Origin of the sequence: Nonomuraea sp. NPDC050680, assembly GCF_040654555.1 — a bacterium.
Taxonomy (GTDB): Bacteria; Actinomycetota; Actinomycetes; order Streptosporangiales; family Streptosporangiaceae; genus Nonomuraea.
Window position 1 is genome coordinate 180,098 of record NZ_JBFAIF010000009.1, and the last position, 13,875, is coordinate 193,972.

Sequence of the window (13,875 nt, forward strand, 5' to 3'; positions counted from 1 at the left end):
CGTTGCAAATCCTCTTAAGGTTGCATCCGTGGCCGATGTGTTGGATCTGGGGTGTGCGGGGGGTGTTCGGCCAGCAGCCCGAGTATCACGTCGATGGCCTTCTCGAGCTGGGTGTCTGTGCCCGCCGCGTAGTCCTGCGGGGTGATGTCGATCTCGATGTCCGGGTCGGTGCCGTAGTTCTCGACCTGCCAGCCGACGTCGTCGAAGGCGAAGGAGAACTCTGGCTGTGTGGTGAGGGTGCCGTCGGCCAGCCGGTGCCGCGGCCAGATGCCGATGACCCCGCCCCAGGTTCGCTTGCCGACGAGCGGGCCGAGGCCCCGCAGCTTGAAGGTGTGGCTGAAGATGTCGCCGTCGGAGGCGGCCCATTCGTTGGTGATGGCGACCAGCGGGCCGCGCGTCGACTCCGGCGGGTAGGGCTCGGGATCGCCCCAGCGGGGATAGTCGTAGCCGAGGCGGCGGCGGGCCAGCTTCTCCAGCAGCAGCGCCGAGACGTCGCCGCCGCCGTTGAAGCGGACGTCGACGATGAGCGCGTCACGGTCGTGCTCGGCCAGGAAGCCGCGATGGAACTCGGCGAACCCGTCGGTGCCCATGTCGGGAATGTGTACGTATCCGACGCGGCCGTCCGAGCGCTGATGGCAGCGGGCGCGGTTGAGGTTGACCCAGTCGCGGTAACGGGCGGGCCCCTCGTCGGCGATGGCGCGGACGACGGCGGTGAAGACGTGCTCGCCGCGGCGCAGGGTGAGCTCGACCTCCTCGTCGGCCTGGTTGACCAGGCGTTCGTTGGGGGTGGCGGTCTCGCCGATGGGGGCGCCGTTGATGGCCAGGACCGCGTCGCCCGGCCGTACGTCCAGGCCGATCCGGTTGAGCGGCGAGGTGACCTCGGGGTTCCACGGGTCGCCGGTGACGATGGCGCCGATGTGGTAGACGCCGTCGCGGTGGTCCCAGTCGACGCCGAGCTTGCCCTGCGTGTAGTCGGGGCCGGGCCGGTACTCGCCGCCGCTCTCGTAGGCGTGACTGGTGGCCAGCTCCCCGTGGAGCTCCCACAGCAGGTCGGAGAACTCGCCGCGGGTGCTGACGCGTTCGACGAGCGGCAGGTAGCGCTCGTAGACGGCGTGCCAGTCGACGCCGGCCATGTCCTCGGTCCAGAAGTTCTCGAGCTGCAGGCGCCACGCTTCGCGGAACATCTGCCGCCATTCCGCCGCCGGGCAGACCGACACCTTGATCCGGGACAGGTCGATCCACCCGGTTTCGCGACTCGGGCTGTCGCCGTCGTCGTCGGGCGTCTCGGCGGCCTTCAGCACGCGCAGCCGGTCGCCCGCCCGGTACAGGAGCGTTTTGTGATCGCGGCCCAGCTCGAAGTCGCTGACGCCGCGGGCGAAGGTCTCGCTCTCACCTTTGGTGAAGTCGTACAGGTCCAGGATGCTCTCACCCTGCAGCGGACTGCTGAGAATGAGGGCCTTGCCCGGCAGCCCGGCGACGCGCTCGTAGCGGCCCTCCGGCAAGGGGAAGGCGGTGACGCGGCGGGCCAGGCCATCGAGGTCGACGCGCAGCGGCTCGGGCTCCTCCGTGTCCTCCTCCTCATCCTCCTCGTCCTTCGCTCCCAGGGGGCGGGGGCTCGGGACGAACGGGTCGGGGACGTCCCGGCGCAGCGCGATGGCGTAGGGGCGGGTGCCGAGGGGGAAGCCGAGGTCGAACTGGAGCTGGTCGTAGACGGGGGAGAAGACGCGCTGGCCGATGAAGTAGAGATAGCGGCCGCGCGGGTCGAAGGCGGGACGGGAGTCTTCGAGCAGCGGCTCGGTGGCGGCGACGGTCTGGCCGGTCGCGGGGTGGTGCAGCATGATCGCGGCGGTGTGGGCGTTCAGCGGGGTGGCGTAGGCGAGCCAATGGCCGTCGTGCGACCAGGCGGGGTCCGCCGGCGGGCCGTGCGGATTGGCCTCGACGAGCACGGCCCGCCCCGTGGCCAGATCGACGAGGTGCAGCTCGTCGCGGTGGTTGGTCACGGCGACGCGGTCGTGGGCGGGGTCGGGCACCAGCGCGGTGATACGCCCGAGCCGGGCGATCGCCGGGGCGGCCGGGTCGCCGAGGATGACCAGCTGCTCCTCGTCACCGTCGTCGCTGGCGGCGGCGATGAGACGGCGGCCGTCGTTGAGGAAGGTCAGGAAGCGGTAGCGGACGCCGTCGGGCTCGCCGTGCTGCCGGACCGGCCCTTCCCAACCGGCCATGGTGTACGCCTTGCCGCGCGCGGTGACGGCCAGGGCGCTGCCGTCGGGAGTGAGCGTGGCGCCCTCGAGGTAGTCGTCGGCCTCCACGAACCTGCGGTTGCGCTGGGTCCTGGAGCTGGCCAGCCGTACGTCGATCCGCTGGGGCGCGTCCCCGGGATCGAGCAGGTAGAGGTCGGCGCCCGCGTGGTAGACGAGGCGGTGGCCGTCACCGGACAGATTGCGGGCGTAGTAGTCGTCGTGGTGGGTGTGCTTGCGCAGGTCGTCGCCGTCCGGCGTGCAGGAGTACACGTTGCCGACGCCCTCGTGGTCGGACAGGAAGCAGACGCGGTCACCGCTCCAGCAGGGGGAGGCCAGATTGCCGGGCAGCCGGATGAGCCGGCGGAAACGGCCTTCGCCGTCGGGGTCGATCCACAGGTCGCCGACGGTGCCACCGCGGTACCTCTTCCAGCGTGCGGGATCGGCGGTGTTGCGGCCCAGGACGATCATGCCGCGGGGGCCGTGGGCGATGGAGTTCGCCGGCCCGTACGGCAGGCGGTGCGGCACGCCGCCCGGCGCGACCCGGTGCAGCCACTTGCGGCCCTCGAACGGCTGGCACTCGTCGCTGGCGTACAGGATGCGGCCCTCGGGGTCCCAGCCGGTCACGGTGCAGCGGGCTCCGTGATAGGTGACCCGCCGGGCCGCGCCCCCGTCGGCGGGCATGACGTACACCTCTTCAGGGCCCTCCTCGCGCCCGACGAAGGCGAGCTGGTCGCCGCGCGGCGAGATGCGCGGGTAGCCGGCCTCGGCGAGCCCGGCGGTCAGGCGGAAGGCGCGCCCCCCGAGGGCGGAGACCATCCACAGGTCGTCCTCGGCCGCGAAGACGACCACGTCCTGGAAGATGGAGGGGAAGCGCAGGTAGGCGGACATGTGTGCTCCGTGATCAGGCAGCCGGGACTCCGGCCGCGGCTGCCTGATCCTTTCACCGCGTCAAGCCACGTCCGGCTTCCTGGGCTCCTTCTTGGCGTCCTTGACGTCCTTGTCCTGGCGGGCGGGCTTGATCGTCTGTTTCTTGGTCTTGCCGGTCTTGGCGGCCGGCTTCTTGTTCGTCTGAGCCATGGTTCCCCCTGAACGGATGATGTGGGATAAGTACATCAACCGCCTTAGTACCCATTTCCGGCAGAAAACCGACATATGAAATAACTGTCGGCGGGTGAACGGTCACATATTGTTACCTTCGGGCGGGGCGGTCGCCGAAGGGCCGCGACCACCACACGCCCTCGCCATGTGACAGGCCGGGCAGCGCCAGCTCGAACTCGCGCACCGCCACGGCCGGGATGTCGCCGATCACCAGCCACACCGCCTCCCGCCGCACGGCATCGGCCACCATGGCGCCCAGGGCCGCCAGCCGTACGGTCGCCGCGCTCAGCGACTCCGGCGGCACCTCCAGCTCGAAGCGGTGGCACGGCTCGTACACCAGGGTGCCCGCCTGGCGCAGCGCCCGCCGCAGCACGTTCGTCGTCCGCCCGCGGAAGTCGGCCGCCGTGGTGACGGGGCGCGCTCGATCGCGAACACCGTCGCGCCGACCGCCTCACTCGCGCTGCCACCAGGGGCGGCCGGGTGGTCGGCGGCAACCGGAACCCGTCGAGCAGATCGGCCCACCCCCCGCCTGGCCATCGCCGAACCGGACGTGGACCCCTTCGACGGCCGACAGCGCCAGGGTGGGCGCCGTCGAGCGCGCCGAGCGCCCGTTCGACCTTGGCCACGGAGTCGGCGTGGCCGGACGTGTCGATCAGGTAGCCCAGCAGGTTGTCCACGGTGAAGGAGGCGTCGGTGGTACGACGGATGGTGATGGCGCGACGCCGCACGAGGTCCTAGCCAAGCAAGCAGGCAATCAGAGCGTTGTCGTTCATATGTTCTACCTGCCATGGTCAGCTAATGGCAATCTTTCGATTGCTGATCGTGAGGTTGCGTCCTTGAGGGGTGGGTGTGCAGGCATGCGGGCGTTCCGGCTCTCCGCCGATCGCGATGCGCTGACCGTGTGGTGCATCTGTTGCCACGTCCGCCGTCCCGTCGGCACTCTCGTGCCCGCATGTGGTCGCCGGCGGTCGAGCGGTGCTCAGATGGCGGCCCACCTGAGCGCGGTTCGTCACGTTCGGCCCGCCTCCGAGACGGGAGCGGTGCATGAGTGAACTCACCGCGACCGCCTGCTGCACCGCCTATGCGGCGGTGGTGGAGGCGACCGGTGAGGTCGTTGCGCAGGGCCTGCTGGTGCGGCGGGTGGCCTGGCTGGCCGGCCTGGCCCGCGACCTGACCGCCCGCGTGTTGGCCGCCCGGTGGAATGCGGCTGATCTGGACGCTTTGGCGTCCGGGGTGGGGCTGGATGGGCGGGTGTTGCCGTCGAAGGGCTGGATGGCCGTTCGCCTACGACGCGAGCGGTGTTTCGGCCAAGCTGGCTCGGTTGCGGGCCGAGCGTGAGCACCTGGCCGCCAAGCACCGGCACCTGGAAAGGCTGCTGGCGGGGATCACGCCTGCTGATTCCCGCTACGTCGCGGTGAGTACGGCCTGGCAACGCATCGGGGTTGAGCATGAGCGGCTGTGTGCGCGCATCCGGCATCTGAATAAGGCGCTGGCCTGGTCGGCGGCGCGCTGGGCGGTCGATCAGGCCGTGACCGCCGGGGCGACGGTCATCGCCCTGGAAGATCTGGCCACCCTGGAGGCGCGCGGACGCCGAGCCAGGGCGAACGCGCGCCTGTCGGGGCAGGTACGCGGGAAGATCGTCGAGGCGATCCGGCACCTGGCCGCCAAACACTCCATCGCGGTGGTCACCGTCCCGGCACGTGGCACCTCCCGGTACTGCCCCCGGTGCGGGGAGGGCACGTCGGTGCTCAAGCATTGCCCGGCTCCGGACCGGCTCGACGAGCGGGGCTGGAGGTGGGCCTCCTGCCCGGCCTGCGGCCTGTCGTGTGACCGGGACTGGGCAGCGGCCGAGCGGATCGTCGCCCGTGGCCTGCTCGGCCAGAACGCCACCCGCACCCACCGCGCCACCGGGGTGCGCACCATCGCCACCATCGTGGAAGGCAACGTCGCCCGCGCCCGCCGCACCCGCAAACCCACTCGGGCGGCCCGGCGCGCCCGCCGCACCGGATCAGACCTGCACCCCCGACCCGCATCCCGCGACAGAGCCAAGAACCGCCCCACCCCGAAACGGCCCACCCACGCCTCAGCCAACCCACGCAACACCTCGACGACTTCCCGCCGTGTGCCCGACCGGCGCACGGTGCCCGCCCCACCGCCCACCGGCGGTGGACAGCGTCCGGCGGGCCATGCACCCAAGCCGGGACGGCACCAGCCGTACCGGACAGGGCATGTCAGGAATTCTCACCATCGGACCGGCTTCCACCACGCCAAAGCCACCCCCGTGCTCATACTTATCAAGCACGCAAGCGGCCCAAGCCAGGCTACGCCTGTCCGAGTTACCTGATTTCTTCAGGCAACCACAGAGAATTCAAGACGCTGGTCTTACCCGCCGCTACTCGTCCGGAAGCCCGGACAGGCCGGGAAGGCTGAGCTGCCGCGCTGCTGGGCCGGGCTGCGCTCCGGCCTCTGGGTCGGGCCGGGGGCGCGGCGGAAGGCGGCGCGCCGAAGCCACGGTCGCGCGGCCGACGCCGTACTGGCGGGCTAGTTCCTTGACCTGGTCCGTGATGCGCTGCTGGTAGGCCTGCGGCGCGTACGCCCCCCTTCCGTACAGCTCCAGATAACGCGGCACGAGCCGAGGATGCTCGCGCGACAGCCACCCCAGCCACCACTCGCGCGCCCCGGGCCGCAGGTGCAGGACGATGGGCGCCAGGTGGGTGGCACCCGCCTGGGCGATCTCCTTGACCGTGCGTTCGAGCTGGTCGGGGGAGTCGGTGAGGTACGGCAGGATCGGCGCCATCAGCACGCCGCAGGGGATGCCGTGGTCGTTGAGCGTGGCGCAGACCTCCAGCCGTCGGCGCGGGGCGGGGGTGCCGGGCTCGACGGAGCGCCACAGATCGGGGTCGACGAAGCCGACCGACACGCTGGCGCTCACCTGGGTGACCTCGGCGGCCTCGGTCAGCAGGTCGAGGTCGCGCAGGATGAGCGTGCCCTTGGTGAGGATCGAGAACGGGTTCGCGGCGTCGCGCAGGGCGGCCAGGATGCCACGCATCAGCTGGTAACGGCCCTCGGCTCGCTGGTAGGGATCGACGTTCGTGCCCATGGCGATGGCACCGCCCTGCCAGCGGGGCGCCGCGAGCTCCTTGCGGGCCAGCTCGGCGGCGTTGACCTTGACCACGATCTTCGAGTCGAAATCAGCGCCGGCGTCGAGGCCGAGATATTGGTGGGTCTTGCGGGCGAAGCAGTAGACACAGCGGTGGCCGCAGCCCCGATAGGGGTTGATGGTGTGCTCGAACGGGACCCGGCTGGCCGCCGGCACCCGGTTGATGATCGAGCGGGCATGGATCTCGTAGAAGGTCATCCCCTTGAACTCGGGAGTGTCGAACGTGCGGGTGACCGCGCCGCGGGCGAACAGCGGCACGGCCGGATCGTCCTGGCCGGAGTCGGCCAGGCGCAGGTTGTCCCAGCGCATCCCATGATTAGAACAAAGGTTCGATGATGATCGCAAATGAAAAGAGGTGGCAATTACCTGCTTGGGCGGGGGCTAATGATCTTCATGGTTGGGCAGAAACCCGGCACAGAGCTTGCGTTCCGGAGGTGCACCCATGGCCTGGTCGCAGGACGAGGAGCGGATGCTGGCGCAGATCGAGCAGCACCTCGTCGACGACGATCCGCGACTCGTGGCGAGGTTGGAGTCGTTCAACGAGCGGGCTCGTCGCAGCGAGGAGAGGGTCGACGGGGAGTCCGGCCGCCGGCGCAGGCCGCGCCGCTCGACGGTCATCATCCTGATCAGCTGGCTGTTGATCGCCACTCTGGTCGCCACGCTGCTGATCATGGTCCTGCAGCACGAGGCCGCCACGGCCCTCGCGCTGGCCGCCTCGCTCTGACGCCCCTCCCGAAAACCCGGGTGTTCTGTGATGTCCAGGCTGCTGTCGTGTCACCCCCGGCGTGTCACCCCCGGCGTGTCACGCCGGGGGGACATGTCACCTCGAATGCGTCTGCACGGGGCGCGTTAATCTGACGTTGTCAGTGGTTCAGCTTGGCGGTGGGCGCGCAGGGCGGCGATCAGCCACTGGAGCGCGGGCACCGCGGCAGGGGCGGTCTCGCGGCCGTTGAGTGTGGCGATCAGCTCCCAATACCGTTCGACCCGGGCGTCGGCGACGGTCTCCAGCCATGCGAGCAGCTCGGGCCCCCGCTGTGAGCTGTCGACGACCCGGTCGAGGATCCGCAGGCCCTCGGCCGACTCCGGCGCCACCTCATCGGCCAGCGCCGGCCGTACGTGCTCCAGCGCCGCCGCCCGCAGATCGTCACCAGAGGTGGGTTGCGGGCCCGCCAGCGCGATCCGCCGCAGCCGGCGGCGGAAGTCGGTGTCGGTGGCCAGCCTGGCCAGCTCCACCCATGCGCCCACCTGGCCGTGCGCGGGCTCGTCGGGCAGTTCCCGCATCCACCCGGCCACGATCCTGGCGTCGCCGTCCAGATCGAGCCCCGCGAACGTGCCGTCGACGAACTCGTCGATGATCTGCTGCCGCTGCGCGGCGGACAGCCTGGCCAGTTCATGCATCATCAGTGTCTCCTCGGTCGTGCCGCCCTGTTCGGCGATCACGCGCAGTACGGCTCGGCGCATCCGCAGCGCCCGGATCTCGGCGTCGACGGCCCGCAGGTGCACCCGCGCCACCTCGGCCACCGTGACCTGCCGGGACAGGACGTCCTGCACGGCCTCCAGCCCGATGCCGAGGTCGCGCAGCATGCGGATCAGTTCGAGCCGGGCCGCCGCGGCCTCGTCGTACAGGCGATAGCCGCCGGCCGTGCGGCCGCTGGGCGGCAGGATGCCGCAGTCGGACCAGAACCGGATCGTCCGTACCGGCAACCCGGTGCGACGGGCCAGCTCGCCGATCGTGTAGAACTCCACGTGATCACTCACGGCACCAACCTGCACCTTCCACCCACTGGAGACGCAAGCGGTATTGCCCCGTGAATACTCGCGCGCGTATACTCGCCCACGAATATTCGTCTATGGGGATGGTGTGGGTGGCGCAACGACGCCGGGTGGCCAATCTGCTGGCCCTCGCCGTGCTCACGGTGGTCGCGGAACGGCCGATGCATCCGTACGAGATGGCATCCGTCCTGCGGGCCCGTGGCAAGGACCGCGAGACGCCCATCAAATGGGGCTCCTTCTACACAGTGGTACGCAATCTGGAGAAGCACGGTTTGATCGAGGCCACGGAGAGCACCCGGCAAGGGGGCCGGCCCGAGCGGACCGTCTACCGCATCACCGGCGACGGCCGCGAGGAGGCCGAGGACTGGACGCGCGAGCTGCTGGGGACTCCTGAGCGGGAGCCGACGGGGTTCGAGGCCGGGCTGTCGGTGATGGGCGGGCTCGACCCCGACGAGGTCGCCGCGCTGCTCCGGCGGCGGCTCGCCCTGCTCCGTGACCGGATCGCCGTCCAGCGCGAGACCCTCGAGGTCGAGCGCGGCGAGATCCCGCGGCTGTTCCTCATCGAGTCCGAATACGCCCTGGCCATGAGCGTGGCCGAGGAGGCGTGGACCGGGGCGCTGCTGGCGGAGTTGACGATCGGTACGTTCCCCGGCCTCGACCAGTGGCAGGTCTATCACCAGAACACCCGCTCCGCGCCGGTCCCGACGGGCCTCGCGGCAAGGGGCCACGCGGACGAGACCGGGACGGCGGAAAGAGCCCGCCTGGACAGAGGCGGCCTGGCGGGCTGAATCGGGTCGCAGAGGGCGGAGGAAAGTGACCGCCCAGGCCTGGTGATCTGGCCGGGTCACAGGTGGCGCAGGAAAGTGACCGCCCAGACCTAGGGACTTGGCCGGGTCACAGGTGGCGCAGGAAAGTGACCGCCCAGACCTAGGGACTTGGGCGGGTCACAGGTGGCGCAGGAAGGTGGCCGCCACCGGGGCCGCGACCTTGCCCCCGGTGCCGCCGCCCTCCACCACCACGGCGAAGGCCACGTCATCCTTGAACCCCATGAACCAGGCATGGGTCTTGAGCTTGTCGCCGGTGCCGTACTCGGCCGTGCCCGTCTTGCCGTGGGTGCCCGAGGGCAGCCCGGAGGCCTTGGCGGTGCCCTTGGAGACGACGGCGGCCATCATGGCGTGCAGGTTGGTTTTGACGCCCTCGGGCAGCGGCTGTTCGGCCGCCTTCTGCTTCAGGTCGGGCACCAGCGTGGGCGGCCGCCAGGTGCCGTCGGCGATGGCCGCCGCGACCGAGGCCATCGACAGCGGGCTGGCCGTGATCCTGGCCTGCCCGAACGATTCGGCGGCCAGCTCGGCGTCTGACTCCGCCTTGGGGAAGCTCGCCTTGGTGGCCGAAACCCCGATGTTCAGCGGCTGGTTGAATCCGACGTCCTCGGCCGTCTTGAGCAGCTTGTCGGCGCCCAGGCGCGTCTCGGCGAGCGGCGCGAACGTGGTGTTGCACGAGTGCGCGAAGGAGTCGAGGAACGACAATGACCCGAACTCCTCCTTCTCCGAGTTGCGGATCTTCATTCCGCCCACCGTCGCGTACATCGGGCAGGTCACCTTGTCCTCCGGCGACATCCCGGCCGCCAGCAGCCCGATCGCGGTGACGGCCTTGAACGTCGAGCCCGGCGGGTAGCGGCCGTCGAGCGCCCGGTTGAAGCCGCCCTGGTTGTTGACCACGGCCAGGATCTCGCCCGTGCTCGGCTTGATCGCGACCATCGAGGTGGGCTTCTTGACGTCCTTGACGGCGGCGACCGCGGCGGCCTGCGCGCGCGGGTCGAGCGTCGTCTTCACGTCCTCGCCCCCGCTGCCCTCGATCGTCTGCAGCGTCTTGTCGCCGACCTTGATCTCGGTCGCCGGGGTGCCGGCCAACTGCTTCTGGAACGTCTCCTGCAGCCCGCCCCGGCCGATGGCCTGGCCGACCTGGTAGGAGGAGCCGAGCTTGGCCACGTCCTTCTTGGTCGCCTTGTCGAGATAGCCGACGAGCTGCTGTACCGACCCGCCGGCCGAGCCGTCGTCGATGCGGCCGTCGTCGGCGTCGGTGATCTTCGCCCGATCGGGCCAGCGCGTCTTGAGCGCGAACGTGGCGCCGGCGGTCAGTGACGGGTGCAGGGTCTTGGGTGTCCAGTCGACCTTCCAGGCGCGATCGGCCACCTTCAGGTCGATCTGTCCCTCATAGGTCCAGTCGCCGATGTTCTTCAGCTTCAAGGTCGTGGTGTACGGCACGCGGGCCCGGTCGTCGCCGGACTTGGTGACGGTGCCCAGCTTGATCGAGGTGGACTCGATCGCGAGGCCGGTGCGCATCTGGTCGTACGCCGTCAGTTGCTGCGGCGCGGCCAGCGCGGCGCTCATGGCCGCCTTGTCGCCCGACTGCCAGGCGGCGGCGAAGAGCCGCGCCGTCTCGGCGGGTGTGCCTCTGGTATGAAGCACGTAGTACGCGCCACCGGCAGCGGCCCCCGCCGCCAGCACGGTGACGCAGGACACGATCGCGATAGTGCGGCCACGCGCCACTGGTCAGCCCCCAGGTCATCGACAGGTTGCAGAGCTTAGCGACAAATTAGGACATATTGCTGGCAGCTTTGAAGCTCGACGCATAGGTCGGCACGTACTCCTGGCCGGACAGCTCCCGGATCGCGGCCATGATCTCGTCGGTCACCCGGCGCCGGTCGCGGGCCTTGCCGTGGTCGCCCTCGAACCGCATCGGCGCGCCGATCGTGATGCCGATCCTGGCCGGGCGCGGCACCTTGGCGCCGACCGGCAGCACGCGTTCGGTGCCGCTGAGGGCCACCGGCAGCACGGGCGCGCCCGTCTTGAGCGCCAGCCAGGCCACGCCGATCTTGCCGCGGTAGAGGCGGCCGTCGGGGGAGCGGGTGCCCTCAGGGTGGATGCCGAACAGCTCGCCGCGATCCAGCAGGTCGGCGGCGGCGTCGAGCATCTCCTGCGCGGCGTGCGCGCTGTCGCGGTCGGTGGGCAGGCTGCCGCCCAGGCGCATGAACCAGCCGGAGACCGGGTTGCCGGAGAAGTATTCCTTCTTGGCGGCGAACGTCACGTGCCGCGGCAGCAGCGCGGGCAGCAGGTAGGAGTCGAGCACCGACAAGTGGTTGGCGGCCAGAATCGCCGGTCCCGTCCTCGGCACGTGCGCCGCGCCGGAGATGTGCGGGCGGCACATCGCATGGGCGATCGGCGTAGCGGCGAACTTGACCACGTGATACAGCAACGGGCTCTCCTGGATGATCGGCGGTCCGGCCACCCACCCTAGAGGCAGGCGCCCCGGCCGGAACCGGGGCGCCTGAAAAGCCTAAGGCCGATGTGGCGGTCGCCTCCTCGGCGAGATGCACAACACGGCTCCAGCCGAACGGTATTCCGTGAAGGCGGTAATTTGCGGCCCGGGGGACACAGACCACATCGGCCATTCGATGCTAACGGACATCCGGCGGCACGTATTCCACCGGCCCAAAAGAATCGGTCAGGTTCTGGTCCAGTGTGGTTGGGCGACGTCGAAGACCCGCAGCTCACGGCCACGCAGGGCAACCTCCGCGAACTGCCACAAAATCGCCCCCGTCGGCGCGTGGACGACGATCGAGGGCCCCAACGGCATCTGCAGCAGCCCGCCGCGCCAGCGCGGCACCCCCGGCGCCAGGAACCGCTCCAGCGGCACCGCGTGCACCGAGGCCACCTCGTGCGCGTCGGCGACCGGCCGCTGCTCCCCGCCGAAGGCCACCACCGGCGTGATGACGAACCCCGAGTCGGTGACGAAGTCGTCGAGCGCCCCGGCCACCTCGACGCCGGTGACGGCCGTCTCCTCGGCCAGCTCCCGCAGCGCCGCCTCGACCGGCTGCTCGCCGTCGTCGAGGCGGCCGCCCGGCAGCGCCCACTGCCCGGGATTGCGCCCGCGCGGCGCCCGCCTGATGAGGATCGTGTACGGCAGGCCGGCCGGGTCCCTGAGCACGCACACCGTCACGGCGGCCCGGCGCACCCCCTCGGCCGGAGGCACCTCCCGGCGGTCGAAGGCGGTCAGGCGGGTAGTGACCAGCTCACGCAACTCATCGATCGGAGGAAGCACCAGCCCAGGATCTCACGCCCGCTATATCCACCTATGTCAGTCGAGGCCGCGCTTGCCGGGCGTCCAGAAGGGCTTCGTCCGTACGTCCCCGCGTTGCCAGCCCCGTTCGCGTACGAGATGCGCGCGGACGGCCTGGATCGTCCGGGCCTCCCCGGCGAGGTAGGCCACCCCGGGCTCGTCCGGCAGGTCGAGCTTCCTGACGGCCTCCACCAGCGGCTCGGAGCTCGCGGCGGACGCTCCGTCGCGGCAGACCCGGATGAGCTCGCGCGGCAGGTCCAGGTGGTCGCCGGGCCCGTCGGCCTCCACGGCCCCGAACACCGTCTCGCCCAGCGGCAGCGCGCGCAGCATCGCGCCGAACGCGACCGACGCAGTCTCCTCCCCGGCGAACAGATGGTAGGGCGCGGGGCGTACCACGAGGTTGCCCTCCGGCTTGGTGAAGGCGATCTCCTGGCCGCGGCGGGCGTTCCTGATCCAGGTCGTGCCCGGTCCGTCGCCGCCGTGGTCGAAGCCGATCAGCTCGATGGTCTGCCAGCTGGGGTCGTGGTGCCAGATGGAGTAGGTACGCAGGGCGTCGGCGATCTCGCCCCGTAACCACGTACGGGCGGCGAAGATGTCGTTGACCACCAGCCGTACGTGCTGCCCCGGAGTCCACTTCAGATCGCCCAGAGCCTCGCCGCCGATCTTGATCTTCCGCATGCGCGGCGTCACCTGCTCGGTCTCCAGCACCTCCCCGACGACGAACAGCCGGTCGCGCAGCGCGCGGGTGATGGTCGTCTTCATGGCCAGCTCCTTGCTGTGTGCGGACGGGCTGTGAGTTGACGGGCTGTGTGCGGACGCGGTGTGTGCGGACACGGTGTGTGCGGACACGGTGTGTGCGGACACGGTGTGTGCGGACACGGTGTGTGCGGACGCGAGGACGGGCTGAGCGCGGCAGGCTGGTGTGGACGGGCCGAGTGCGGACGGGCCGAGTGTGGACGGTCAGCGGCGGCGGGGGTCCAGCTGCTCGATCCGGCGGCGGGCCTCGATGAAGATCGTCTGGATCTCGTCGACCACCCGGGGATCGCCGTGCGCGTGGGCGAGCGTCTTGACCGCGGCCTTCACCAGGCGCAGGGCCGGGCCGATAATCTCGGCCGCCTCGGGCTCACGGAACATCCCCCACTCGCCCCGGCTGGCCGCCCGCGCCCAGAGCCGGTCGATCTCCTCGGCCTGCTCGCCGACCACGTTCTGGCCGGACTCGGTGATGTGGTGCACCTTGCGGCCCTCGGCCGCCTCGACCCGGACGAGGCCCTCGTCCTCCAGCAGTTGCAGCGTGGGGTAGATGGAGCCCGCGCTGGGCTCGTACGTCCCGTTGAACCGGTCGGCGAGGCGGTTCATCACCTGGTAGCCGTGGCCGGGCTGCTCGGCGAGCAGAGCCAGGATCGCCAGGCGCAGCTCACCGGGGCCGAAGAAGCGCCCGGTCGGCCCGAGACCGCCTCCGCCGGGCGCGCGGCGTGCGTTCATCAT

The 13,875-nt window shown here is 70.5% G+C and carries 14 protein-coding genes; 4 read left to right on the forward strand and 10 right to left on the reverse strand.

The features are described from left to right. Nucleotides 1-14 precede the first annotated feature (14 nt). From AB0H88_RS28700 to AB0H88_RS28710, 3 genes are all read right to left on the reverse strand, one after another. On the reverse strand, nt 15-3,128 hold the full coding sequence (locus tag AB0H88_RS28700; protein WP_357649685.1) for a S41 family peptidase: 3,114 nt from the start codon (nt 3,126-3,128) through the stop codon (nt 15-17). Nucleotides 3,129-3,188: 60 nt separating this feature from the next. After that, nucleotides 3,189-3,317: a hypothetical protein gene (locus tag AB0H88_RS28705; protein ID WP_357649687.1), complete on the reverse strand. Its 129-nt coding sequence runs from the start codon at nt 3,315-3,317 to the stop codon at nt 3,189-3,191. A gap of 112 nt (nt 3,318-3,429) precedes the next feature. Then, a complete protein-coding gene (locus AB0H88_RS28710) occupies nt 3,430-3,711 on the reverse strand; it encodes a hypothetical protein (protein WP_357649689.1) in 282 nt (93 codons plus the stop codon). A gap of 671 nt (nt 3,712-4,382) precedes the next feature. Between AB0H88_RS28710 and AB0H88_RS28715 the strand changes: the two genes are divergently transcribed. Next, nucleotides 4,383-4,676, forward strand: coding sequence for a hypothetical protein (locus tag AB0H88_RS28715; protein WP_357649691.1), 294 nt, complete (start codon nt 4,383-4,385; stop codon nt 4,674-4,676). Then, entirely contained in the window at nt 4,660-5,682 is a 1,023-nt protein-coding gene (locus AB0H88_RS28720) for a zinc ribbon domain-containing protein (RefSeq protein ID WP_357649693.1), read from the forward strand. The genes AB0H88_RS28715 and AB0H88_RS28720 overlap by 17 nt, the downstream gene beginning before the upstream one ends. Before the next feature lie 48 nt (nt 5,683-5,730). On the opposite strand, the gene AB0H88_RS28725 is transcribed toward AB0H88_RS28720, so the two are convergent. Then, nucleotides 5,731-6,807, reverse strand: coding sequence for an Rv2578c family radical SAM protein (locus AB0H88_RS28725; protein WP_357649695.1), 1,077 nt, complete (start codon nt 6,805-6,807; stop codon nt 5,731-5,733). Between the two features lie 133 nt (nt 6,808-6,940). Here AB0H88_RS28725 and AB0H88_RS28730 point away from each other — a divergent pair, with 133 nt between their 5' ends. After that, a complete protein-coding gene (locus AB0H88_RS28730) occupies nt 6,941-7,222 on the forward strand; it encodes a DUF3040 domain-containing protein (protein WP_357649697.1) in 282 nt (93 codons plus the stop codon). Between the two features lie 125 nt (nt 7,223-7,347). Here the strand turns inward: AB0H88_RS28730 and AB0H88_RS28735 are convergent, their stop codons facing one another. Continuing rightward, on the reverse strand, nt 7,348-8,256 hold the full coding sequence (locus AB0H88_RS28735) for a MerR family transcriptional regulator (RefSeq protein ID WP_357649699.1): 909 nt from the start codon (nt 8,254-8,256) through the stop codon (nt 7,348-7,350). A gap of 107 nt (nt 8,257-8,363) precedes the next feature. Here AB0H88_RS28735 and AB0H88_RS28740 point away from each other — a divergent pair, with 107 nt between their 5' ends. Next, nucleotides 8,364-9,059, forward strand: coding sequence for a PadR family transcriptional regulator (locus AB0H88_RS28740; RefSeq protein WP_357649701.1), 696 nt, complete (start codon nt 8,364-8,366; stop codon nt 9,057-9,059). Nucleotides 9,060-9,215: 156 nt separating this feature from the next. Here the strand turns inward: AB0H88_RS28740 and AB0H88_RS28745 are convergent, their stop codons facing one another. The 5 genes from AB0H88_RS28745 to AB0H88_RS28765 all read right to left on the reverse strand — a co-directional run bounded on the left by AB0H88_RS28745 (nt 9,216) and on the right by AB0H88_RS28765 (nt 13,875). Beyond that, nucleotides 9,216-10,793 carry a penicillin-binding transpeptidase domain-containing protein gene (locus AB0H88_RS28745; RefSeq protein WP_357649703.1) on the reverse strand — a complete coding sequence of 526 codons (1,578 nt, stop codon included), beginning with the start codon at nt 10,791-10,793 and terminating at the stop codon, nt 9,216-9,218. A gap of 73 nt (nt 10,794-10,866) precedes the next feature. Then, a complete protein-coding gene (locus AB0H88_RS28750; protein WP_357649705.1) occupies nt 10,867-11,559 on the reverse strand; it encodes a lysophospholipid acyltransferase family protein in 693 nt (230 codons plus the stop codon). Between the two features lie 216 nt (nt 11,560-11,775). Continuing rightward, nucleotides 11,776-12,372 carry a CoA pyrophosphatase gene (locus AB0H88_RS28755; RefSeq protein ID WP_357649707.1) on the reverse strand — a complete coding sequence of 199 codons (597 nt, stop codon included), beginning with the start codon at nt 12,370-12,372 and terminating at the stop codon, nt 11,776-11,778. 36 nt (nt 12,373-12,408) lie between these two features. Further along, entirely contained in the window at nt 12,409-13,152 is a 744-nt protein-coding gene (locus AB0H88_RS28760; RefSeq protein ID WP_357649709.1) for a siderophore-interacting protein, read from the reverse strand. Nucleotides 13,153-13,350: 198 nt separating this feature from the next. Further along, nucleotides 13,351-13,875 carry a PadR family transcriptional regulator gene (locus tag AB0H88_RS28765; RefSeq protein WP_357649711.1) on the reverse strand — a complete coding sequence of 175 codons (525 nt, stop codon included), beginning with the start codon at nt 13,873-13,875 and terminating at the stop codon, nt 13,351-13,353.

What these genes read in the sequence shown, in the direction of transcription:
- AB0H88_RS28700 (WP_357649685.1), bottom strand. Translation starts at nt 3,128, where the DNA reads ATGTCCGCCTACCTGCGCTTCCCCTCCATCTTCCAGGACGTGGTCGTC.
- AB0H88_RS28705 (WP_357649687.1), bottom strand. Translation starts at nt 3,317, where the DNA reads ATGGCTCAGACGAACAAGAAGCCGGCCGCCAAGACCGGCAAGACCAAG.
- AB0H88_RS28715 (WP_357649691.1), top strand. Translation starts at nt 4,383, where the DNA reads ATGAGTGAACTCACCGCGACCGCCTGCTGCACCGCCTATGCGGCGGTG.
- AB0H88_RS28725 (WP_357649695.1), bottom strand. Translation starts at nt 6,807, where the DNA reads ATGCGCTGGGACAACCTGCGCCTGGCCGACTCCGGCCAGGACGATCCG.
- AB0H88_RS28730 (WP_357649697.1), top strand. Translation starts at nt 6,941, where the DNA reads ATGGCCTGGTCGCAGGACGAGGAGCGGATGCTGGCGCAGATCGAGCAG.
- AB0H88_RS28760 (WP_357649709.1), bottom strand. Translation starts at nt 13,152, where the DNA reads ATGAAGACGACCATCACCCGCGCGCTGCGCGACCGGCTGTTCGTCGTC.
- AB0H88_RS28765 (WP_357649711.1), bottom strand. Translation starts at nt 13,875, where the DNA reads ATGATGAACGCACGCCGCGCGCCCGGCGGAGGCGGTCTCGGGCCGACC.